21 protein-coding genes are annotated in these 21,717 nt (G+C 68.8%); 12 read left to right on the forward strand and 9 right to left on the reverse strand.

The genetic code is table 11. The features are described 5' to 3' along the window. Positions 1–10: 10 nt before the first annotated feature. From STVA_RS14695 to STVA_RS14710, 4 genes are all read right to left on the reverse strand, one after another. The gene (locus STVA_RS14695) at positions 11–979 is read right to left on the reverse strand and encodes a Bug family tripartite tricarboxylate transporter substrate binding protein (protein ID WP_123688657.1); all 969 of its coding nucleotides are present in this window, start codon (positions 977–979) and stop codon (positions 11–13) included. Between the two features lie 60 nt (positions 980–1,039). Continuing rightward, positions 1,040–1,780: an SDR family oxidoreductase gene (locus STVA_RS14700; RefSeq protein ID WP_123688658.1), complete on the reverse strand. Its 741-nt coding sequence runs from the start codon at positions 1,778–1,780 to the stop codon at positions 1,040–1,042. 12 nt (positions 1,781–1,792) lie between these two features. Then, positions 1,793–2,461 carry an SDR family oxidoreductase gene (locus STVA_RS14705; protein ID WP_123688659.1) on the reverse strand — a complete coding sequence of 223 codons (669 nt, stop codon included), beginning with the start codon at positions 2,459–2,461 and terminating at the stop codon, positions 1,793–1,795. Between the two features lie 72 nt (positions 2,462–2,533). Further along, complete coding sequence (locus tag STVA_RS14710; RefSeq protein ID WP_123688660.1) at positions 2,534–3,394, reverse strand: aspartate/glutamate racemase family protein; 861 nt, start codon at positions 3,392–3,394, stop codon at positions 2,534–2,536. A gap of 173 nt (positions 3,395–3,567) precedes the next feature. Between STVA_RS14710 and STVA_RS14715 the strand changes: the two genes are divergently transcribed. Next, positions 3,568–4,251 (forward strand): class I SAM-dependent methyltransferase, encoded by a 684-nt coding sequence (locus STVA_RS14715; RefSeq protein ID WP_170216346.1) that lies wholly within the window; start codon positions 3,568–3,570, stop codon positions 4,249–4,251. Between the two features lie 51 nt (positions 4,252–4,302). Here the strand turns inward: STVA_RS14715 and STVA_RS14720 are convergent, their stop codons facing one another. The 5 genes from STVA_RS14720 to STVA_RS14740 are packed head-to-tail and all read right to left on the reverse strand — an operon-like array spanning position 4,303 to position 10,302. After that, positions 4,303–6,024, reverse strand: a complete 1,722-nt coding sequence (locus STVA_RS14720; protein WP_123688662.1) for a hydantoinase B/oxoprolinase family protein — start codon at positions 6,022–6,024, stop codon at positions 4,303–4,305. Next, positions 6,021–8,120, reverse strand: a complete 2,100-nt coding sequence (locus tag STVA_RS14725; RefSeq protein WP_123688663.1) for a hydantoinase/oxoprolinase family protein — start codon at positions 8,118–8,120, stop codon at positions 6,021–6,023. Before STVA_RS14725 ends, STVA_RS14720 begins: the two co-directional genes overlap by 4 nt. Positions 8,121–8,138: 18 nt before the next feature. Continuing rightward, on the reverse strand, positions 8,139–8,807 hold the full coding sequence (locus tag STVA_RS14730) for an amino acid ABC transporter permease (RefSeq protein ID WP_123688664.1): 669 nt from the start codon (positions 8,805–8,807) through the stop codon (positions 8,139–8,141). Positions 8,808–8,812: 5 nt separating this feature from the next. Then, positions 8,813–9,517 (reverse strand): amino acid ABC transporter permease, encoded by a 705-nt coding sequence (locus STVA_RS14735; protein WP_123688665.1) that lies wholly within the window; start codon positions 9,515–9,517, stop codon positions 8,813–8,815. Further along, positions 9,517–10,302, reverse strand: a complete 786-nt coding sequence (locus STVA_RS14740; RefSeq protein WP_123688666.1) for an amino acid ABC transporter ATP-binding protein — start codon at positions 10,300–10,302, stop codon at positions 9,517–9,519. The genes STVA_RS14735 and STVA_RS14740 overlap by 1 nt, the downstream gene beginning before the upstream one ends. Before the next feature lie 104 nt (positions 10,303–10,406). Between STVA_RS14740 and STVA_RS14745 the strand changes: the two genes are divergently transcribed. The 11 genes from STVA_RS14745 (at position 10,407) to STVA_RS14795 (ending at position 21,717) form a co-directional block, all read left to right on the forward strand. After that, the gene (locus tag STVA_RS14745; protein ID WP_197735638.1) at positions 10,407–11,531 is read left to right on the forward strand and encodes a DSD1 family PLP-dependent enzyme; all 1,125 of its coding nucleotides are present in this window, start codon (positions 10,407–10,409) and stop codon (positions 11,529–11,531) included. Between the two features lie 49 nt (positions 11,532–11,580). Continuing rightward, a complete protein-coding gene (locus STVA_RS14750; protein ID WP_170216347.1) occupies positions 11,581–12,447 on the forward strand; it encodes a substrate-binding periplasmic protein in 867 nt (288 codons plus the stop codon). A 75-nt stretch (positions 12,448–12,522) separates the two neighbouring features. Next, a complete protein-coding gene (locus tag STVA_RS14755; RefSeq protein ID WP_123688669.1) occupies positions 12,523–13,617 on the forward strand; it encodes an amidohydrolase family protein in 1,095 nt (364 codons plus the stop codon). An 88-nt stretch (positions 13,618–13,705) separates the two neighbouring features. Continuing rightward, complete coding sequence (locus STVA_RS14760) at positions 13,706–16,048, forward strand: PAS domain-containing protein (protein ID WP_170216348.1); 2,343 nt, start codon at positions 13,706–13,708, stop codon at positions 16,046–16,048. Positions 16,049–16,135: 87 nt separating this feature from the next. Further along, positions 16,136–16,495, forward strand: coding sequence for a response regulator (locus tag STVA_RS14765; RefSeq protein ID WP_197735639.1), 360 nt, complete (start codon positions 16,136–16,138; stop codon positions 16,493–16,495). 84 nt (positions 16,496–16,579) lie between these two features. Then, complete coding sequence (locus tag STVA_RS14770) at positions 16,580–17,245, forward strand: aspartate/glutamate racemase family protein (RefSeq protein ID WP_123688672.1); 666 nt, start codon at positions 16,580–16,582, stop codon at positions 17,243–17,245. Positions 17,246–17,248: 3 nt separating this feature from the next. Continuing rightward, entirely contained in the window at positions 17,249–18,163 is a 915-nt protein-coding gene (locus STVA_RS14775; protein ID WP_123688673.1) for a DMT family transporter, read from the forward strand. Between the two features lie 101 nt (positions 18,164–18,264). Further along, on the forward strand, positions 18,265–19,146 hold the full coding sequence (locus tag STVA_RS14780; protein ID WP_123688674.1) for a phytanoyl-CoA dioxygenase family protein: 882 nt from the start codon (positions 18,265–18,267) through the stop codon (positions 19,144–19,146). A gap of 31 nt (positions 19,147–19,177) precedes the next feature. Next, positions 19,178–20,029 (forward strand): phytanoyl-CoA dioxygenase family protein, encoded by an 852-nt coding sequence (locus STVA_RS14785; protein ID WP_123688675.1) that lies wholly within the window; start codon positions 19,178–19,180, stop codon positions 20,027–20,029. 67 nt (positions 20,030–20,096) lie between these two features. Further along, complete coding sequence (locus STVA_RS14790) at positions 20,097–21,128, forward strand: TRAP transporter substrate-binding protein (protein WP_123688676.1); 1,032 nt, start codon at positions 20,097–20,099, stop codon at positions 21,126–21,128. Between the two features lie 73 nt (positions 21,129–21,201). After that, a complete protein-coding gene (locus STVA_RS14795) occupies positions 21,202–21,717 on the forward strand; it encodes a TRAP transporter small permease subunit (RefSeq protein WP_123688677.1) in 516 nt (171 codons plus the stop codon).

Genomic DNA, 21,717 nt, shown 5'->3' on the forward strand with positions numbered 1-21,717 from the left:
CACCGCCCCCCTACTCCTTGAGGTTCACCTTCTTGCCGACCTCCAGCCACTGGGCGACGATCGCTTCGGTCTGGGCCTGGTGTTCCTCGGGCGTGTTGGCGTTCACGTGATAGCCCCGCTCGGCCAGCTTGGCCGTCATCTCGGGCTCACGCATCACCGCAGAGATGGCGTCGCGCAGCGTGCGGCGCACGGCGATCGGTGTGCCGGCCGGGGCATGCACGCCCCACACGCTCATAACGTCGGCGCCCGTGACGCCGCTTTCCTGGAACGTGGGCACTTCCGGCATCGCGGGATCTCGGCGGTCGCCCGTGACCGCGATCGCCCGCACCTTGCCCTGCTCGACCAGCGGCTTGGAGGAATTGATGCCGCCGAACTGCATCGTGACATGGCCGCCCAGCAGTGCGTTCAGCGCGGGCCCGGACGACTTGAAGGGCACGTGCGTGATGTCGACCCCGGCCTTCAGATTCAGCATGACGCCGACCAGGTGGGTCGAGGCGCCGATGCCGCCATGGGCGAAGGTCAGCTTGCTCTTCTTGGCCAGCGCCAGCAGCTCCTGGAGGTTCTTGGCCGCGACCGACGGATGCACGATCAGCAGCACCGGCCCCTGCGCCAGCATGGTGACGGCGGTGAAGTCCTTGATCGTATCGTAGGGCAGCGAATCCAGGACCGCGGGGTTCTGGTAGAAGGAATTGTCCGAGAGATAGAGCGTGTAGCCGTCCGGCTTGGACTTGGCGACAAGTTCGGCACCCAGGACCGCGGTCGCGTCCGGCCGGTTCTCGATGATGATCGAGACGCCCAGCTTCTTCTCCAGCGCCGGCGCCAGCATGCGGGTGAGGTTGTCCGACCCGCCGCCCGGCGCCCGCGGCACGACGATCTTGATCGGCCCGGCCGGGTAGGTCTGCGCCGTCGATGGGCCGGCGATGGCCGCGGCCAGGAACAGGCCCGCCGCGGACGCGAGAAGCTGACGTTTACCGATCATGATCCCCGTTCTCCCTGTTTTCTGGTCGAAGCCGCTCTGCAAGTTCAGTTCCGGGCAAAATCAGTTCCGGGGCGGCGGCGTCCCCAGCGAAAGCCCGCCGCACACGAAGAGCGTCTGGCCGGTGACGTAGCTGGACCGCTCGTCGAGGAAGAAGGCGACGGCCTGCGCCACCTCTTCCGGCCGGCCCAGCCGCTGCATCGGCACCGCCTGGCGCAGCCGCGTGACGTCGGGCGAGTTATGCGGATTGTTGCGGCGGAACAGCTCGGTGTCGATCATGCCGGGGCCGACCGCGTTGACCGTGATGCCGTCGCCCGCCATCTCCACCGCCCAGGCCCGCGTCATCGCCGCCAGGGCCGACTTCGTGGCCGCATATGCGCTGCGCGTTTCGCGCCCGAACACGGCCCGGCTGGTGATGTTGACGATCCGGCCGAATCCGGCCGACCGCATGGTCGGCAGGACTGCCTGCACGGACAGCAGCACGCTGCCGAGGTTGAGACGGTTCAGCCAGCGCTGGGTATCGCCATTGCTCTCGGCCACATTCTCGCGCAGCGAAGAGCCGACATTGTTGACCAGCCGGGTGATCTGGTGTCGGCGCGCCAGATCGGACAGCACGGCAGCGGCCGCATCGGCGTCCGTCACATCGACCTGCGCGAAGGCCAGCAGGCCGGGCGGCGGGCTGTCGACCCGGTCGATGCCCAGCACCCCGTAGCCGTCGTCCACGAGGCGGACCGCGACGGCGCGGCCGATTCCATAGGCGACCCCAGTAACCAGAACGACGGGCTTGGCGGCGGTATCGTCCATGATGCTGGGCCCTCAGATCGTCAGGCGGCCGGCGGTGCGCCCGCCGCACACCATCAGCACCTGGCCGGTGATCGCGGCCGAGCGGGGGTCGGCGAAGAACGAAACCGCGTGGGCGACATCGCCGGGCGTCGGCCGCCGCACGAGCCAGGACTCGTCGCCCGGTTCGTGGACGGGATCGTCGCCGGCATCAGGGCCGGCGACGACCGCGTTGGCGGTAACGCCGAGCGGCGCGAACTCCAGCGACCAGCTACGGGCCAAGCCCAACAAACCGCCGGAGACGGCACTGGCCGCCGTGCGGCTGGGCGTGCTGGTCACCGCCCAATCGAGGACCATGACCACCCGGCTCGGTCGTGGCGGCGGCGACTTGGTGAAGAGCGCCTTGGCGACCAGGCCCGCCGTCACCAGCGCCCGGTCGAGGGCGTCGATCATGGTGGCGACCGCCAGATCCGCCGGGCCGGCCGGGTCCGGCAGCGCGCAGAGGAAGACGACGACGGCCGGTCGCGCCTCGTCAGCCGCGGCTTCGAGGGCAGCCAGAATGTCGCCGTCATGGTCTTCCGACAGCACAGTGACGCGGTAGCCGTCTGCGGCCAGCCGCTGTTCGACGGCCGGCGAGGTCGCCCGACCAAGGCCGACGATCAGGGCGTCGTCGCGGTATTGTATTTCAATATCGTGCTTCGACATGAGATACTGTGCCAATCGCCGTTCGACCTTGTCAAATCCTGATCGCCTGATCGGAACACCGAATCGCGCGTCCTAGAAGACCTTCTTGCGGCGCCAGCGCGACGGCCGGCCGAGCGGGATGGCCAACCCGCTGGCATCGACGCCGAGGCTGACGAGCGTCTTGGCGGCCTCTATGGCGCAGCGGTAGCCCTCCAGGACCGGGACGTCCCAGCCCATCTCGCGCAGCCGCTTCTGCAGCAGCGGCTGGAGCCAGAAGGCGGCCGAGCAGCCGATCATCAGCACGTCGGCGCCATCCTCCTCGATCGCGGACACGGCCTCTTCCACGGCCGCGTCCAGCATCGCCGACGGCTCGCCGCGCAGCGCCCGATCGCGCTCGACCTGGATCGGCCGCTCGTCGCTGTATTGCGGCTTGGGCAGCGGGAAGTTGACGTTGCGGATCGAGGCGCACCGGTCGGCCATCCGATACTGCAACACCAGATTGTACATCTGCATGTTGTGCGTCTCGGAGATGTCAATGATGCTGAACTTGTGGCCGAGCAGCCCCGCCATGTGCATCTGCGCGTGCGCACAGGTGGTGACCGGAATGCCGAAGCTGCGGCCGATCTCGCGAGCCTCCAGGTATCCGGGATCGCCGCCGCCCAGCAGCACGATGGCGTTGTACTTGCCGCTCTCGCAGGCCTCCCGCACCAATGGCAGGCGATTGATACCGACCGACATGAACTCGAACTTGGTCTCGACCGGCCAGTTGCCATGGGTCGAGCGCGCGCCCGGATGCAGGTCCCAGTCGACGTCGGCCAGGAAGGGTGCCACGTCGGCGTAGTTGTGCATCTGCTCTTCCTTCGGGCCGCTGAAGGCCCGCATCTGGAAGCCACTGCCGGGTTCCAGGCTGAAGGCGTTGATCAGCAGGAACCGGAACTTCGGCTGGGCGCTCATGGCGGTGTCCTCTGTCGGCAGTTTGCAGTGATCATGGGAACCGCACCCGATCGTATGATCAAGTGGAGATTGTCATCCACCGCAGAGAAAACTTGAGATCCGGGTCCGGGACGTCGATGTTGACAATCGTTCGCATTTGGAATGACATAACATCCGATAGTGCGGAGCCGTCCATGACCGACGTGAAAGACACGATCTTCGACTACTGGAGCCGTTGGGCGCCGAATTTCAACAGCGCGGCCTCCCATGTGAAGCACCAGTCGGCGTGGCGCGACGTCTTCGCCGCGGCCATACCCTGCCCGCCACGCCGAAGCTGCCTCGACCTCGGCACGGGAACCGGGGCCTGCGCCCTGGCGCTGGCCGCCAACGGCCACGAGGTCACCGGTCTCGACGGCGCCGCCGGCATGCTGGCCGAAGCCCGCCGCGCGGCGGACAATCAGGGCATCACCGTCACCTTCGTCGAGGGCGACGTGGACCAGCCGTCGTTCCCGGAAGCGGCCTTCGACGTGGTTTCGGCCCGCAACCTGTTCTGGACCCTGCCCGACCCCGACCGCACGATTCGGGAGATCACGCGCCTCCTGCGGCCGGGCGGGATTTTCCTCTTCTCGGACGGCCTGTGGCGCACCGACGCCGTGTCGCCGGCCTCGTCAACGCACGACATGACCGACTATGCCGTGCTGCGGGATGAGCTGCCCTACTATCGTGGGCTAACGTCGGAGCATGCGCACGCCCTGCTGGGTTTCCACGGCTTCACCGGCGTCGAGCATTGGGAGGGCCGCTTTCCCGAGCATCCCTACGCCCACCAGGCGGCCGGCGCCTGCCCATTCTTCGTCATCACCGCCTGCCGGCCAGCGTAAAAGCGCCTCGGGGATCGCACGCTCCGCTGCGCCGCCCCGTGGGCCCGGCCGCTACGGCCTGAGCCGCGGCGGGTTGCCAGCGATCTCCAACCCGTATTTGGCGCGGGCATGCTCCGGCGTGACCTTGCCCTCGCGCACATCCGCCAGCACCAGTTCCGGGTCGCGTTCCAGAGGCGACCCGTGCCCGCCGCCGCCGGCCAGGCGCACGCGCAGCACGTCGCCCGCATCGACCGTGGTCAGGAACTTCTGCGGGAAGGTGTCGACCCGGCCGTCGGCGCGGCGGATGTCGACCCAGGCGGGCGAGCCGGTTTCGCCACCCTCCAGCCCGTAGGGCGGATGGTCGCGGCGGTCGGAGCGGATCTGCAAGGTCGCGCCGTCCAGCTTGAAGCGCAGGTGGCGGTCGACGGCCAGCCCGCCGCGCCACTTGCCGGCGCCGCCCGTGTCGGGCACCAGGGCGTAGCGATCGACGGCAATCGGCAGCTCGGCCTCGATCATCTCGGCCGGAGTGTTGGAATAGTTGACCAGCGTGCCGGTGCAGGCATCCATGCCGTCGCGCCACGGGCCGCCGCCCCATGAGCCGACCAGGAACTCCAGGAAGACGTGCGAGCGGCCGTCCGGGCCATAGCCGCCGAAGCTGACGCCGACGTCGGGCGCGTTGGCGCCACAGGCCGGGATGCGGTCCGGCACCGCCTGGGCGAGCGCGCCGAAGATGGTGTCGGCGATGCGGATGCCCGTGATGCCGCGGGCAGCGACGGCGGCGGGTGCCCGCGGGTTCACGATCGTGCCCTCGGGCGCGATCACCTTGATCGGGCGGAAGTAGCCGGCATTGTTGGGGATCGACAGGTCTACCATCGAGCGCACGCAGGCCAGCGCCGTCGACAGCGTGAAGGGATAGACGCAGTTGATCGCCCCCTTCACCTGGGGTGCCGTGCCGGTGAAGTCGATCGTCACCTCGTCGCCCGCGATCGTCAGGGTCACCTCGAAGCGGATCGGGTCGGGCGAGATGCCGTCATTGTCGAGATGATCGACGAAGTTCCAGGTGCCCTTGGGCAGGCGCGCGATCTCGGCCCGGGTGAAGCGTTCGGTGTAGTCGAGCAGGTCGCGGCAGTGCCAGGCGAAGCGCTCGGCGCCATAGCGCGCGACGAGATCGAGGATGCCGCGCTCGCCCTGGCCGCAGGCGGCGATCAGCGAACGGATGTCGCCCAGCACCTTGTCGGGCACGCGCACGTTGCGCTCGATCAGGCGGAACAGGTTCTCGTCCGGCACCCCGGCGCGATGGACGCGCGACGGCGGGATGCGCAACCCTTCCTGGTAGATCTCGGTAGAATCGCTGGCGTTGCCGCCGGGGATGCGGCCGCCGATGTCGGTCATGTGGGCCAGCGCGGCAGAGAAGCCGACACGCACGCCGTCGGCATGGATCGGCTTCACCAGCACGATGTCCGGCAGGTGGGTGCTGCCGTCATAGGGATCGTTGGTCATGAAAAGGTCGCCCGGGCCGATGCGGTCGCCGAACTCCTTCATCACGGCGGCGACCGCGAACGGCATGGCGCCCAGGTGGAACGGCAGGCAGGTGCCCTGGGCGATCAGTTCGCCCTTGCCGTCGAAGAGCGCCGTCGAGAAGTCAAGCGCCTCCTTGACGACGAAGGAGCGCGCGGTGCGCGCCACCGTCAGCGCCATTTCGTCGGCGATGGTGGCGAGCGCGTTCTTCACCAGGTCGCGGGCGAAGGGGTCGTCGGCCACGGCACGGGTGCCGGCGGCGGGGATCTCGTTCATCGCGCACCTCGCGGGTCGGCAAGTTCGATTTCCAGCACGTCCCACAGGATGCGGCGCACGCGGGCACCGGGCGGGACGACGGTGGTGCTGTCATACTCCTCGATCAGCAGCGGCCCGTCCTCCCAGGCAGCCCCGATCGCCCGGCGGCCCACCACCTGGGCCTCCAGCGTGCCATGGTCCGGGCCGAAATGGACCCGGCGCTTGCCTTCCGGCGCCCGGGCACCGAGAGCCGCCGACACCGCCAGACCGTCCGGCACGCGCGGCGCCGACGACAGGCCGCGGGCGACGACGCGCAGGTTGACGATCTCCACCACCTCGTCAGCGGAGTGGTAGCCGTAGGTGGCCTCGTGCGCGGCGTCGAAATCGACGCGCAGCACGTCCCGGGCCGGCCCGTCGCTGCGCAGGGCCAGCGTCAGCTCGGAGTTCTCGCCGAGGTAGCGCAGGTCGGCCAGCCGCTCGAAGCGCATGGCCGACGCGGCATAGGCATCGGCCGCCAGCGCGCGGGCGCCCTCGGCCTCCAGCATGGCGAAGGCCGCCTCCAGCGCCGCCAGGTCGAGCGCGTCGAGCCGGTGCTTGAAGGTGCGGACATAGTGGTGCTCGGTATCCGGGAACAGCATGCCGAGCGCGCTGAACAGGCCCGGCACCGGCGGGATCAGGATGCGCCGCACGTCGAGCGACGCGGCGAGTGCGGCGGCATGGATCGGCCCGTTGCCGCCGAAGGCCAGCACCGAGAAGTCGCGCGGGTCACGGCCCCGCTCGGTCGAGACGGCGCGCAAGGCCCGCGCCATGGCCGCATTGGCGACGCGGTGGACGCCCCACGCCGCCGCCTCCAGCTCGAGGCCGAGCGGCCCCGCGACATGCTCGGCAATTGCCCGGCGCGACAGCTCGGCGTCGATCGGGATGCTGCCGCCGGCAAGATAGGCCGGGTTGACGAAGCCCAGCACGACGTTGGCGTCGGTCACGGTCGGCTGCGTGCCGCCGCGGCCGTAGCAGGCCGGCCCTGGCATGGCGCCCGCACTCTCCGGCCCGATGCGCAGGCCGCCGCCGCCGTCCAGGCGCACCAGGCTGCCGCCGCCCGCGCCCACCTCGGCGATGTCGATGGCGGGGGCCCGGACGTGATAGCCGCCGCCATTCAGCAGGCGCCCGGCGACGTTGATGCCGCCACCCACTTCCAGCGAGCCGACGCGGTCGAAGCGCCCCTGCGACACGAGTGCGGCCTTGGCCGTCGTGCCGCCCATGTCGAAGGCGATTAGCGGGCGCCCGTCCAGCCGGCGCGACAGCTCGGCCGCGCCGACGACGCCGGCCGCCGGGCCGGATTCGATCAGGTGGATCGGCCGGGTCGAGGCAGCCTCGACGCCCATCGCCCCGCCGCTCGACTGCATCACCTGCAAGGGCGCGGTCACGCCCAGGTCGGCCAGGCCGCCGGTCAGCAGCCGCAGGTAGCGCGACACGACCGGTACGATATAGGCGTTCACCACCGTCGTGCTGGTGCGCTCGTATTCCTTGATCTCGGGCAGCAGCGCGCTCGACAGGCAGACGGGGATGCCGGGCGCGCGACGGGCGACGATCGCCGCCAGTTCCTCCTCATGGACGCCCGACGCATAGGCGTTCAGCAGGCAGATGGCGATCGCCTCCACCCCCTCGGCCAGCAGCACGTCGATCGCAGCCTCGGCCGTGGCGATGTCGAGCGGGCGTTCGACCCGGCCCTCGGCGTCGATGCGCTCGCCCACCTCCTGCCGGCGGGCGCGGTCGACCAGGGGCTTCGGCTTCTGCCAGTTGATGTCGTAGAGGACGGGCATGCGCAGGCGGCGAATCTCCAGCACGTCGCGGAAGCCCTCGGTCGTCAGCAGCCCGACGCGGGCGCCCTTGCCTTCCAGGATGGCGTTGGTCGCGACCGTGGTGCCGTGCACCACCTGCGTGATGGCGTCGGCGGCCGCCTGGCCGGCCGCGAAGACCGCCGACAGCCCCTCGGCGATGCCGCGGCTGTAGTCGTCGGGGGTAGACAGAACCTTTGCGGTCAGCACCTGCCCATCGGGTGCCAGGAAGACGAGGTCGGTGAAGGTGCCGCCGATGTCGATGCCGAGCCGATATCCCATATGCCTCAGATTCCAGTCTCAGGTGCCCAGGCCGTAGCGCAGCCGCAGGCGGTCGGCCAACGCCTTGCCCAGGGCCGATACGGCGAAGATGAAAAGGATGTAGAGCGCGGCCGTCGCCGTCAGGATCTCGATCGGCTCGTACCACACGTTGACCAGCTTCTGGGACTGGAACATCAGGTCCTGCACCGTGATGACGGACACCAGCGTCGAGGATTTCACGATCACGGTGAACTGGGTGACGATGGTGGGCGCGATCATGACCAGCACCTGCGGCAGGACGATGCGCCGGAAGGCCAGCACCGGCGACATGCCGACGGCGGCCGCCGCCTCGCGCTGGCCCCGCCCGATATTCTCGATCCCGGCCCGGAAGGTCTCGGCCAGATAGCCGCTGGACTGCAAGGCGAGCGCCACCCAGCCGGCCGTATAGAACGAGGTCGGCCAGCCGATCAGCTCCGGCCAGACATAGTTCACCCACATGAGCTGCACGAAGATCGGCGTCGCCCGGCAGTACTCGATCCAGAAGCCGGCGATCCAGCGCAGCGGCCGGACATAGAGGCGGATCAGCGCCAGCCCCAGCCCCATGACGATGGCGACGGCAAACGCGATGGCGCAGATCTCGATGGTGACCTGCAAGCCTTGCAGCAGCACGTCGCGCTGGTTCCAGACCAGCCTTTCCCAGTTGCCCATCGTCGTTAAGCCCAGATCTTCCGGCGCCAGCGCTCGCTGCCGGCCCGCGCCAGCGCCGCCACGACCCAGATCAGCAGGAAATAGGTGATGGCGGCCCCGGTATAGAGCGGCAACGGCCGCATCTCCTGCTGCGTCACCATGGAAACGCGGTACATCAGGTCGGGCACCGTGATCAGCGAGACGATGGTCGTCGCCTTGAAGAGCGACACGAAATTGTTCATCGCCTCGGGCAGCATCATGCGCACCGCCTGGGGCAGGATGATGCGCCGCATGATGAGGGCGCCACCCATGCCGCAGGCCCGCGCGGCCTCGACCTGCCCCTTCGGCACCGCCTGGATGCCGGTGCGGAAGGTCTCCGCCAGGTAGCCGCTATAGACCAGCCCGAGCGCGATCACGGCCGACACGAAGGGCGCGAAGGTGATGCGCTGGCCCAGCATCTGGCTCAGCAGCAGCGGCAGCACGAAATGCACCCAGACCAGCATGACGTAGTCGGGCGCGTTGCGGAACGTCTCCACATGGATGGCGCCCAGCCAGCGCAGCGGCCGCAGCGGGTTGACGCGCCCCAACGCCGCCAGGAACCCCAGCGACACCGCGACCAGGGCCGAGGCGGCAAAGACGTAGAAGTTGAAGGCGAGGCCCGCCAGCAGGATCTGCCGGTACTCCCAGAAGAGCGCGAGATCCAGCATCTCGCGGAGGTTCTGCGAGAACATCAGTGCAGCAGCTTCGCCAGGAACTGCCGGCAGCGCTCCGACCGGGGATCACCGAACACCTGGGCGGGTGGCCCCTCCTCCTCGATCAGGCCGTTGTGGAGGTAGATCGCGCGGTCCGACACCTCGCGGGCGAACGCCATCTCGTGGGTGACGACGATCATCGTCGTGCCGTCCCGGGCCAGCCCGCGCATCACCTCCAGCACCTCGCCCGTCAGCTCGGGGTCGAGGGCCGATGTCGCCTCGTCGAACAGCATCACCTTGGGCTGCATGGCGAGCGCGCGGGCAATGGCGACGCGCTGCTGCTGGCCGCCGGACAGGCGTGCCGGATACTCGTTCGCCTTCTCGCTCAACTGCACGCGGGCGAGGCAGGCGCGGCCGAGCTCCATCGCCTCGCGCCGCGGCATGCCGCGCACCCGGATCGGCGCCTCGACCACGTTGCCCAGCACGGTCAGGTGCGGCCACAGGTTGAACTGCTGGAACACCATGCCGAGGTCCTGGCGGAAGCGGGCGATCTCGCGGGCCGAGCGCTTGCGCACCTGGTCGCCAGGGCGATGCTCGAAGCCGACCGGCTCGCCATCGATTCGCACCTCGCCCGAGGTCGGCATCTCCAGGTAGTTGATGCAGCGCAGCAGGGTGCTTTTTCCCGAGCCGCTGGCGCCGATGATGCTGACGACGCTGCCGCGATGGACCTTGGTGGAGACGCCGCGCAGCACCTCCAGCGCGCCGAACCGCTTGTGCAGGTCCAGCACTTCCACGCACGGGATGTCGGGCGGGTCAGCCGTCATGGCGATCGGCGGCGGGCGGTGTCGGGCAGGGGCAAATAATCATCGCGGCTCGTTCTGTCTTGAAATACGCTACCGGCGATTTCACTCCTTGCAAAGGTCAAGCCTTGCCCCAGCGTCCCCCCGCCGACATCGGCATGCCGGTGAGCGAGATCGATACGCCCGCCCTCGTCATCGACCTCGACGCCCTCGAGCGCAACATCGCCAAGCTGGCCGAGGTTTCCCGCCGCACCGGCGTCCGCCTGCGGCCCCACACCAAGACCCACAAGTCGCCGATCATCGCCCTCAAGCAGATCGAGGCCGGCGCCATCGGCCAGTGCTGCCAGAAGGTCGGCGAGGCCGAGGTGCTGGTAGCCGGCGGCGTGCGCGACGTGCTCGTCAGCAACCAGGTGGTGGGCGACCGCAAGCTGGCTCGCCTGGCCGCGTTGGCCCAGAGCGCCCGGGTGGCGCTCTGCGTCGACGCGCCGGAGCACATCGAGGCCGCCGGCCGCGCCGCCCGCGAGTATGGCGTGGAACTGGGCGCCCTGGTCGAGATCGATGTCGGTACGGCGCGCTGCGGCGTCGAGCCCGGCGAAGCGGCCGTCAAGCTGGCGCAGCAGATCGCGGCCACGCCCGGCCTGCGCTTCGGCGGGCTCCAGGCCTATCACGGCACCGCCCAGCATCTCGCAACCTGGGACGAGCGCAAGGCCGCCATCGAGCTGGCTGTCGCCAAGACCAAGCTGACGGTCGATGCGCTGGCCGCGGTTGGCCTCTCCTGCGACATCGTCGGGGGTGCGGGCACCGGCACCTTCCAGTTCGAGTCCACCAGCGGCGTCTACAACGAGCTGCAGTGCGGCTCGTACCTGTTCATGGACACCGACTATGCCCGCATCGGCGGCAAGACCTCGAACCGCTATGACGAGTTCGAGCACAGCCTGTTCGTGCTGGCGACGGTGATGTCGGTGCCGACGGCCGACCGCGCCATCTGCGACGCCGGCCTGAAGGCCTACACCATGGAAAAGGGCGCGCCCTGGGTCCATGGCCGCGACGACCTGGAGGTCACCGGCGTCTCGGACGAGCATGGCAAGGTGCGCACGACCGGGGCCAAGACGCCCCTCAAGCTGGGCGACAAGCTGTGGCTGATCCCCGGCCATTGCGACCCCACGATCAATCTGCACGACTGGTATGTCGGCGTGCGCAAGGGCCGCGTCGAGGCGGTCTGGCCGATCGCCGCGCGCGGCGCCAGCCAATAGGACAATAAACGACCGAAGAATCGGCAACCAACGGCAACAGGAGGCAGCAATGAGCGATCAGATCGACAGCAGCCGGCGCGGGCTGCTGACCGGCGTGGCGATGGCGGGTGCGGCGGCCGGTGCCGCCGGCATCCTGGCCGGCGCCACGTCCATCCGCGAGGCCCACGCCCAGATGCTGGACACGGGCATCAGCGAGAACTCGGTCCTGTCCAAGATCCGCAAGGCGGGCGTGCTGCGCGCGGGCTACGCCCAGACCGGTCCATGGTTCTACAAGGACGCCAAGACCGGCGAACTGGGCGGCATCTACAAGGACTGCGTCGAGAAGCTCGCGGCCGAGATGCAGATCAAGGTGGAATGGAGCGAGGTCACCTTCGCCAACGCCACCGTCGGCCTGCGCAAGGGCGACTTCGACCTGTTCGGGTCGTCGGCCGTCTACACCATGGCGCGCGCCATGACGGTGCAGTTCATCGGGCCGCTCTATTCCAAGGGCACGCTGTGCCTGGCCCACAAGGACAATGCCGGCCGGTTCAAGACGGCCGCCGACTTCAACGACCCGTCGGTCACCATCTCGGTCACCGCCGGCGCCAGCGAGGAAGGCCGCATCGCCACCCTGTTCCCCAAGGCCAAGGTGATCACCACCACCGGCCAGGTGACTCTGGGCGCCGAGCCGGTGCGTGCCAAGCGCGCCGACCTGTGGATCTCGGGCGACAGCGACGTCATCCTGTTCGCCAAGCGCAACGCGAGCTGGGCCTATGTCGTCGACCCGGAGAACCCGCTCGACCGCCGGCCCAACACCTGGATGGTCCGCTACGGCGATCCGGAGTGGAAGGCGTTCCTCGACTTCTACGGCACCTTCCTCAGCGTCAATGGCGAGGTGCAGCGCCTGTTCGACCACCACATGGCCAAGCTGACCTAGACCCTAGGTCGATCCCGCGCGGGGCGGTCCTGGCGGCCGCCCCGCCCCTTTCCTTCCCCTGACGATCCGGCGGCCATGATCATCGATTGCCACGCCCATGTGTTCCAGCACTGGGACGGCCCCTGCGGGCACCCCTCGACCGAGATCCACCTGAAGTACCTGCAGAAGGTCGTGACCCGGCCGGCCGCGCGCACCTTCCGCGCCCGCGATGGCGCCGAGATCAAGCCGACCATGCTGTTCCGCCCGGGCGACAACACCTGGGCCGGGCTGACCGACGTGCGCTTTCGCGTGGGCCAGCACGGCCAGCTCGTGTTCACCTGGGAGGGCGAGGACTATTTCGTCCAGTACATGCCGGTCGCCATGCAGGACATCGTCTGCCCGCCCGAGCAGATGATCGCCCAGATGATCAATGCCGGCGTCGACCACATCATCCTCCAGGCCGGCGGCGGCTATGGCGTGATGAACGACTACAACGCATTCGCCCAGAGCCAGTACCCGACCCGCTTCACCGGCCTGTTGAACATCGACGAGGCCACCGCCGACCGGCCCGAGACGCTGGCAGAGGTCGACCGCGCGGTGACGAAGCTGGGCCTGAAGGGCCTCTACTACGCCCACGAGATGTCGCGCCACGGCTATGCCCGCAACGTCGACCATGCCGACTTCCGGCCGTTCTGGGACAAGATCGCGGGATATCGCCTGCCGGTCTTCATCGAGCTGTCGGGCACGCCCGACTATGACCGGGCGAGCTATGTCGCCAACCTGGCCGCCCTCGACCGCGTGATCGCGGCATATCCCGCCACCCGCTTCCTACTGGTGATGGGGCCACCGGTCGGCCATTTCGCCGGGACGGGCGCCTGGGACTTCCCCGACGAGGTCGAGCGCACCTATCGCCGCGAGAACGTGATGATCGAGGTCATGTTCCCGATCAGTTGGGGCGGGGTATGGGACTATCCCTTTACCGAGGCTCAGGCGCTGATCCGCGGCATGCGCGACCGATGGGGTGCCGGCAAGCTGGTCTGGGGCTCCGACATGCCCAACGTCGAGCGCTTCTGCACCTATAAGCAGTCGCTCGACTATGTCCGGCGCTACTGCGATTTCCTGTCCGCGGACGAGAAGGATCGCATCCTGGGCGGCAACGTCGCGGAGATGGCGGGGATCGGCGCCCGCTGATAGGCTGCCCGCCAGCCAGAACAGGACGCGCCTGAACCAGTTATCGTCCACGGACACAGGTTTCCACCCCGCCGCCCCCGCTGGGCCGGTGGCGCTGCGACCCGACGACCTGATCATTACCGACGCGCTGGCCCGCCGGCCGCGGAGAACTCCCGACCTGCGAGCCGAGGCCGCGGCCGCGCGCGAACTGTCGGCCCTGATGTGCGACGAACCCGGGCGGGCCATCGCGCGCTTCCTGGAACTGGCGATCGAACTTTGCGGGGCCGGCTCGGCCGGCCTCAGCCTCATCGGCAACGGCCCCGCTGGCGAGCGGCGCTTCGACTGGGATGCCGTGGCCGGGCCGCTGCATGGTCACACCGGCGGCCACTCGCCGATCGACTTCAGCCCCTGCGGCCTGTGCATGGCCAGCGGCCACACGATCCTGGTCGACCGGCCATACCGGGTCTTCACCTACCTCGACGCGGCGGCCCGGCCGTTGCTGGAAGGGCTGATCGTCCCCCTTTACGACACCGGCGGGACGGAGCTTGGCACCATCTGGATCGTGCACCACGACGCCGGCCGGCATTTCGACGCCGAGGATGCGCGCGTCATGGAGCAACTGGCGATCCAGCTCGTGCTCGCCCTCAAGCTCCGCGCAGAGAGCGAGCGGGCCGGCACCATCGCCCGGCAGGTGGAGAGGCTGAAGGCGCACAATGCCGAACTGATCGACGACGGCGCCTTCCTGCGTGGCATCCTGGCGGCATCGGCCGACTGCATCAAGGTACTGGACCTTGATGCGCGGGTCGTCTTCATGAGCGAGGGCGGCCAGCGGGTGATGGAGGTCGGTGACTTCGAAAGCATCCGCGGCTGCCCTTGGCCGGACTTCTGGCAGGGCCAGGGACGGATCGAGGTCGAGGCGGGAATTGCGGCGGCCAGGGCTGGCTCCACCTGGAGCTTCCGGGGGGCCGCCCCGACCATGGCCGGCACGCCGCGCTGGTGGGACGTGCAGGTCACCCCCATCTTCGGGGCCGACGGCCGGCCGGAGAAGCTGCTGGCCGTCTCGCGCGATGTCACCGAGGGCCGCCTTGGCCAGATCGCGCTGGAGGAGGCGCTCGGCCTCAATACGCTCATCCTCAACTCCAGTCGCGACTGCGTGGTCGTGCTCGACCTGGAAGGCCACACCCGCTTCGTCAGCCCCGGCGGCATCGCGTCGATGGAGATATCGGACGTCGAGGCCATCATCGGCCTATCCTGGCTGCGTGTCTGGAAAGGCGACGACAACGCCGCGGCGCGCGCCGCCGTGGCCACGGCGGCTGCCGGCGGCATCGGGCGCTTCCAGGGCTTCTGCCCGACCCACCGGGGCACGCCCAAATGGTGGGACGTGATGATCTCGCCCCTGCCGGGGGCCGATGGCCGCATCGAGCGGCTGGTATCAATCGGCCGCGACATCACCGACCTGAATGAGATCGAGCAGCGGCTGGCGCTGAGCGAGGCGACCCTGCGCCTGGCGATCGACGCGGCCGAGATCGGCACCTGGGACCTCGACCTGACCACCGATACCCTTGTCTGGTCGGACCGCACCAAGCAGATGTTCGGCATCGCGCCGGACGTGCCGTGCAGCATGGCGGACTTCTATTCCGGCCTGCATCCCGACGACGCGATGGCCACCGCCGACGCCTTTGCCTCCGCCCTCGATCCGGTGCGCCGGGCCACCTACGACGTGGAGTATCGCACGATCGGGCGGGACGACGGGGTCCTGCGCTGGGTGGCGGCCAAGGGCCGGGGCATCTTCGACGAGCAGGGCCGGTGCATCCGCGCGGTGGGCACGGCGATCGACATCTCCGGCCGCCGCCAGGCCGAGGAGCGCCAGCGCCTGCTGACCCACGAACTGAACCATCGCATGAAGAACACCCTGTCGATGGTGCAGGCGATCGCCAACCAGACCATGCGCGGGACGGTACCAATCCTGGAAGCCCGCGACGCCTTCAACGCACGGTTGAGTGCGCTCGGCAAGGCCCAGGACATCCTCACCAGCACGAGCTGGTCGCAGGCCGGGCTCGACGAGGTCATCCACGGCGCTCTTGGCGCCCATGGCGGCGAGACCGCACGCTTCCGCCATGCCGGCCCGCCGGTCCACCTGTCGGCCAAGTGCGCGCTGGCCATGTCGCTGGCGCTGCATGAACTGGCCACCAACGCGGCCAAGTATGGGGCGCTGTCGAACGAGACCGGCACGGTCGACATTCGCTGGACGGTCGACGCGTCGAGATTCCGCTTCGTCTGGAGCGAGACCGGCGGCCCGCCGGTCGCTACACCGGCCAGCAAGGGCTTCGGCTCGCGGCTGATCGAACGCTCGCTTGCCAGCTATTTTTGTGGGACCGCAATCCTGTCCTTTGCCCCGGGCGGTCTCGCCTTTACGTTGGACGCGCCCCTGGCGGCGCTGACCGGCGAATAAAATAAACCTTGCCGAGCAACGATCTTCCTGCCGTCCTTGCGTTGAAGGAACATGGCAAGCTCTTCACCCCCACATAGCGTCCTGGTCGTGGACGACGAGGTCCTGGTCCGCATGGACCTGGCCGACACGATGCAGGAGGCCGGCTTTCACATCTACGAGGCCGGCTCGGCGGACGAGGCAATCCGCATCATGGAAGCCCACCCCGGCATCGGCGCCCTGTTCACCGACATCGCGATGCCGGGATCGATGGATGGGCTGAAGCTGGCGCACTATGTCCGCGACCGCTGGCCGCCGACGCGGATCGTCGTCGCGTCGGGCCACACCGAATGCGGCGCCGACGTCCTTCCCCGCGGCGCCCTGTTCATAGCCAAGCCCTTCCGGCAGTCCGACCTGACGCGCGCGATGCAGGCGATCGGTGCGGACACGGGGCCCGGCGGCCGCTCCTAGCCCGGCCGCCCCTAGCCCGATCCCGTCGGGGTGATATAGGCTGGATCTTCCCCGCCAGCCCCCGCCCCCGAGGTCATCCCCGCCATGGCGAAGCAGCTCGCCTTCGTGCACACCGTGCCCGGCCTCGTGCCGACCTTCGCCGACCTCGCCCGCGCCAACATGCCGGGGTGGGAGACGTTCAACATCGTCGACGAGAGCCTGCTGCGGAACACCATCCGCAGCGGCCGCCTGACCGAGGCGACCATGCGCCGGGTCGCCGGCCATGTCTGGTCGGCCGTCGATGCCGGCGCCGATGCCGTTCTCGTCACCTGCTCGTCGATCGGGCCGGCGGTGGACGCCACCCGGGCGCTGTGCCCCGTGCCGCTCTTCCGCATCGACCAGGAGATGGCCGACCGCGCCGTCGCCACGGGCGCCCGCATCGGCGTGCTCGCCACCCTGAATTCCACGTTGCAGCCGACCCGCGATCTCGTCGCCCGCCGGGCGGAACAGGCCGGCCGGTCGGTCGAGATTCGCGACGACGTCTGCCAGGGCGCCTTCGAGGCGTTGCAGCGGGGCGACCGCGACGGCCATGACCGCGCGGTGGCAGACGCCTTGCTGCGCATGATCCCAACGGTCGACGTGATCGTGCTGGCGCAGGCGTCGATGGCGCGCGTCGTCGACACCCTGCCGGCGGGCACCGTCACCGTCCCGGTGCTGACCAGCCCCGGGTCTGCCATGGAGCGGCTGGCGGCCGAACTGCCGGCGGCCTGAGCGGTGGGCCGATCCGGATCGGCCGACGGGCAGGTCACGCTCTTCGGCTACGCCCTGCTGGCCGTGGTGTGGATGAGCTGGGGCCTCAGCTACCCGGTCATGCGCATCGCGCTCGACTATATCGACCCGTGGGCCAGCCGCTGCCTCGTCATGCTGCTGGCCGGCACCTTCCTGCTGGCCGTCGCACGGGCGACCGGCCACAGCCTGCGGGTGCCGCGCGACCACTGGCGCGACCTGGTGGTGGTCGCCATCATCAACATGTCGATCTTCCAGATCGGCATGACCTATGGCGTGCTGCTGCTGAGCCCCGGCCGCACCGCGCTCCTCATCTATACGATGCCGATCTGGACGGCGATCCTGGCCACCCTCTTCCTCAAGGAACGGCCGACGCCGCGCCACCTGGCCGCCCTGTGCCTGGGCATCGCCGGCATCGCCGTGCTGATGAGCCAGGACCTGTCCAAGCTCGCCAACGCCCCGGCGGGAGCAGCCCTGACGCTGATGGCCGCCTTTGCGTTTGCCGCCGGCACCATCCTGCTGAAGCGGCGCATCTGGCGGGTCGATGTCGGCGTGCTGGCCGGCTGGCAGCTTCTGGTCGGCGTGCTGCCGCTGCTGGCGATCTGGTCCGTGGCCGACGTCCATACCGACTGGGCCGCGATTCCGCTCGACGGCTGGCTGGCGGTCGCCTTCCTCGCCTACATCTCGAACGCGGCTGCCTACCTCGCCTGGTTCCGCGTCGTCGCCTCCCTGCCGGCGACCGTGTCGGGCATCGGCATATTGGCCGTGCCGGTCGTCGGGCTGGGCAGCAGCGCCATCGTGGTGGGCGAGGCGGTGGGGCCGCACGAGATTGCCGCTTTGCTGTGCATCGGCTCGGCCCTCGGCATCACACTGCTCCCAAAAAGACGACTGAGACGCAACTGATATATGTCCGGCCCTTCCATTGGGGCCACCTTCGGGACTAGGCTGTATACCAGCAACGTGATCGCGGCAGCATTGCCCCGTCCCCTCCCGGAGATGCACCGATGTCCCTTACCGCCGAGCCGCTTTCGTCGCGCACGAGCGGCACTTCGCTGACCCCAGAGCAGGTCGCGCGCTACCGCCGCGACGGCTATCTCTTTCCCATCCCGGTCCTGACGCCGGCAGAGGCCGCGCTCTATCGCGGTCGCCTCGAATCCTTCGAGGCGCGCGAAAAGCGCGCGCTACGCGGCGCGCTGCGCCACAAGTCGCACCTGCTGTTCCCGTGGCTGTGGGATCTCGTCCACCATCCGAAGATCCTGGATGCGGTCGAGGGAATCCTTGGGCCCAACTTCCACTGCTGGTCCAGTTCCTTCTTCATCAAGGAGGCGCAGGACCCGGGCTTCGTCTCCTGGCACCAGGACTCGACCTACTGGGGCCTGTCGGAGCCCGAGGTCATCACGGCCTGGGTCGCCCTCAGCCCCAGCACCATCGAGGCCGGCGCCATGAAGGTCATCCCCGGCAGCCAGGGCGAGCAGGTGGCGCACACCGACACCTATGACGCCAACAACATGCTGACGCGCGGCCAGGAGCTGGCGGTCGAGGTCGACGAGTCGCAGGCGGTCGACCTGGTGCTGCAGCCGGGCGAGATGTCGCTGCACCATGTGCGCATCTTCCACGGCTCGGAGCCCAACCGCGCCCAGGACCGCCGGATCGGCTTTGCCATCCGCTACATCCCGACCCATGTGCGCCAGGTCATCGGCCCCCGTGACGGCGCGGTGCTGGTGCGCGGCGTCGACGCCTTCAACAACTTCGAGCAGGAGCCGGCACCCGACGGCGAGATGTCCCCCGGCGCCCTGGCGGCCCACCAGGCCGCCGCCGAGCGTCAGGCCGCCATCCTCTATGCCGGCACCCAGACCACCAGCTTCGAGAACGTGGTCCGCAACTGACCGCGAACGATCGACCGTCGGAGGAACGCCCATGACCAAGCGCCTGACCGAGCAGGAGGTCGCCGCCTATCGGCGCGACGGCATCCTGTTCCCGATCCGCGTCTTTCCCGAACACGAGATGGCGGGCTATCGCGGCCGCCTGGCCGAGTTGGAAGCCCGCGACGGCGGCACCATCTCGCGGCCGCACAACCAGAAGCCCCATCTGCTGGTGCCATGGCTGGCAGACCTGGTCCGTCATCCGGCCATCCTGGACGCGGTCGAGGATGTGGTCGGTCCGGACATCCTTTGCTGGGGTTCCGGCTTCTTCAACAAACGCGGCGGCGACGGTACCTTCGTTTCCTGGCACCAGGACGCCACCTATTGGGGCCTGTCGGAATCCGACGTGGTGACGGCCTGGATCGCCTTCTCGGCCTCGACGCCGGCCAATGGGTGCATGCGGGTGATCCCCGGCACGCAGGATGCCGACCAGTTGCCGCACGCCGACACCTTCGCCACCGACAACCTGCTGAGCCGCGGCCAGGAGATCGCGGTCCAGGTCGACGAGAAGGCCGCGGTCGACGTCGTCCTGGCGCCGGGCGAGATGTCGCTCCACCACGTCAAGATCGTGCACGGGTCCGAGCGCAACGACAGCGACGGGCCGCGCATCGGCTATGCCGTGCGCTACATCCCGACCCGCATCCGCCAGCTTTCCGGCATCCGCGACAGCGCCAGCCTGGTGCGCGGCGTCGACCGGTTCGACAATTTCGACCACGAGCCCACACCCAAGGGCGACTTCCACCCCGAGGCCGTCGCCTACCACACGGCGATGCTCGAGCGGCAGGTCGCCATCCTCTACGCCGGCGCCGACCAGCGTCCGGCTTACGGCAAGGTCGTCGGCATGTAGGGCCTGCCGACGGCGATCAAGGACGAAGGTCCGGGGCCAGGAACAATATCCGAGGGAGGAAACCACCATGTTGAGCAGACGCAAGTTCGGCACGTTCGCCGGAGCCGCCGCCGTCACCACCGCCGCTGCCGCCACGCCCGCCCGCGCCCAGCAGGCGACGAAGTGGAAGATGCAGTCCATGTGGCAGGCGGGGACCATCAACCAGAAGGTCTTCGAGGACTTCTGCGTCCGCGTGAAGGCGATGTCGAACAACCGCCTCGACATCGAGGCGCTGGCCGTCGGCACCATCGTCGCCTACACCGAGACTGTCGACGCGATGCAGAACGGCATCCTCGACGCCCACCAGTCGGGCGGCCCCTACTTCTCGGGCAAGGAGCCGGCGCTGGCCCTGATCGGTGACCTCAACGGCGGCTACGACAACCCCTACCAGATGCAGATGTGGTTCGAGTATGGCGGGGGCCTCGAACTGGCGCGGGAGATCTACAAGAAGTTCGACATCCACTATGTCGGCCCGGTGTGGTGGGGCGTGGAATCGGTACCGGCCAAGAAGCCGCTGCGAACCCTGGCAGACTTCAAGGGCATCAAGATGCGCGTGCCCGAGGGCCTGGGCGCCGAGGTCTGGCGCCGCGCCGGTGCCGGCGTCGTCACCCTGCCGGGCAGCGAGGTCTATACCGCGCTCGAGCGCGGCGTGATCGAGGCGGCCGACTGGGGCACGCTCGGCATGAACCAGGACCTGGGCTACCACAAGATCGCGGGCTTCCCGCTCTATCCCGGCTTCCACTCGATGCCGTCGGCCGAGGTGGCGGTCGCCCTGCCGAAATGGAACGCCCTGTCCAAGGACGTCCAGGTGATGCTGGAGGTGGCGACGCGCGACTTCGCCCGCGACATGATCCAGCGCGTTGCGGTCGAGGACTACAAGGCGGCCGAGGCGGCCAAGGCCCAGGGCGTCGAGCTGATCAACTGGTCGGCCGAGGAGCGCAAGAAGTTCCGCGCGCTGGCCCAGGCAGCCTGGGCCGACTGGTCGAAGAAAAGCCCGATGGCCAAGCGCGTCTATGACAGCCAGCTCGCCTTCCTGAAGCGGCTGCAGCTGCTGGACTGAGCGACAGATCGAGCAAACAGGACCAGGGGCGGACGGCCGATGCCGTCCGCCCCCTATTTTCGCCGAGGCAGGCATGAGCGAATCCAATCCTGCGATCGGGGTCGAGCGCGACCCGATCGGACGCTTCACGACAGCCCTGAACCTGAAGCTGAGCTGGTTCTATGGCTTCGCCGTGCTGGTGACCGCGTATGAAGTGATCATGCGCTACGGGCTGAACCAGCCCACGATCTGGGTGCATGACATGGCGATCGCGCTGTGCGCCACGGCCTTCATCTTCGCCGGCGGCTACGCGATGGTGAACGACCAGCACATCCGCATCACCAGCATCTACGACAACTTCTCGCCGCGCACGCGGGTGATGATGGACGTTCTGCATGCGGTGCTGACGCTGGGCTTTGTCGTGGCGCTCTCCTATGCGGCCGCCATCCAGGCATGGCGATCGGTGATGCTGATGGAAACCAGCGGCCGGGCCTGGGACGTGCCGATACCGGCCATCCTCAAGTCCATGCTGCTGCTGGGTTCGCTGCTGATGGTGGTGCTGTCGATCGACCGGCTGGTCCGCTCGATCCGCCGGCTGGCGCGGGGATAG

It is taken from the genome of Stella humosa, assembly GCF_006738645.1.
Taxonomy (GTDB): Bacteria; Pseudomonadota; Alphaproteobacteria; order ATCC43930; family Allostellaceae; genus Allostella; species Allostella humosa.

Coding starts and splice junctions, on each gene's coding strand:
- STVA_RS14700 (WP_123688658.1), bottom strand. CDS start 1,780: ATGGACGATACCGCCGCCAAGCCCGTCGTTCTGGTTACTGGGGTCGCC.
- STVA_RS14715 (WP_170216346.1), top strand. CDS start 3,568: ATGACCGACGTGAAAGACACGATCTTCGACTACTGGAGCCGTTGGGCG.
- STVA_RS14710 (WP_123688660.1), bottom strand. CDS start 3,394: ATGAGCGCCCAGCCGAAGTTCCGGTTCCTGCTGATCAACGCCTTCAGC.
- STVA_RS14785 (WP_123688675.1), top strand. CDS start 19,178: ATGACCAAGCGCCTGACCGAGCAGGAGGTCGCCGCCTATCGGCGCGAC.
- STVA_RS14730 (WP_123688664.1), bottom strand. CDS start 8,807: ATGGGCAACTGGGAAAGGCTGGTCTGGAACCAGCGCGACGTGCTGCTG.
- STVA_RS14695 (WP_123688657.1), bottom strand. CDS start 979: ATGATCGGTAAACGTCAGCTTCTCGCGTCCGCGGCGGGCCTGTTCCTG.
- STVA_RS14735 (WP_123688665.1), bottom strand. CDS start 9,517: ATGTTCTCGCAGAACCTCCGCGAGATGCTGGATCTCGCGCTCTTCTGG.
- STVA_RS14770 (WP_123688672.1), top strand. CDS start 16,580: ATGGCGAAGCAGCTCGCCTTCGTGCACACCGTGCCCGGCCTCGTGCCG.
- STVA_RS14740 (WP_123688666.1), bottom strand. CDS start 10,302: ATGACGGCTGACCCGCCCGACATCCCGTGCGTGGAAGTGCTGGACCTG.
- STVA_RS14780 (WP_123688674.1), top strand. CDS start 18,265: ATGTCCCTTACCGCCGAGCCGCTTTCGTCGCGCACGAGCGGCACTTCG.
- STVA_RS14720 (WP_123688662.1), bottom strand. CDS start 6,024: ATGAACGAGATCCCCGCCGCCGGCACCCGTGCCGTGGCCGACGACCCC.
- STVA_RS14755 (WP_123688669.1), top strand. CDS start 12,523: ATGATCATCGATTGCCACGCCCATGTGTTCCAGCACTGGGACGGCCCC.
- STVA_RS14795 (WP_123688677.1), top strand. CDS start 21,202: ATGAGCGAATCCAATCCTGCGATCGGGGTCGAGCGCGACCCGATCGGA.
- STVA_RS14790 (WP_123688676.1), top strand. CDS start 20,097: ATGTTGAGCAGACGCAAGTTCGGCACGTTCGCCGGAGCCGCCGCCGTC.
- STVA_RS14725 (WP_123688663.1), bottom strand. CDS start 8,120: ATGGGATATCGGCTCGGCATCGACATCGGCGGCACCTTCACCGACCTC.
- STVA_RS14705 (WP_123688659.1), bottom strand. CDS start 2,461: ATGTCGAAGCACGATATTGAAATACAATACCGCGACGACGCCCTGATC.
- STVA_RS14750 (WP_170216347.1), top strand. CDS start 11,581: ATGAGCGATCAGATCGACAGCAGCCGGCGCGGGCTGCTGACCGGCGTG.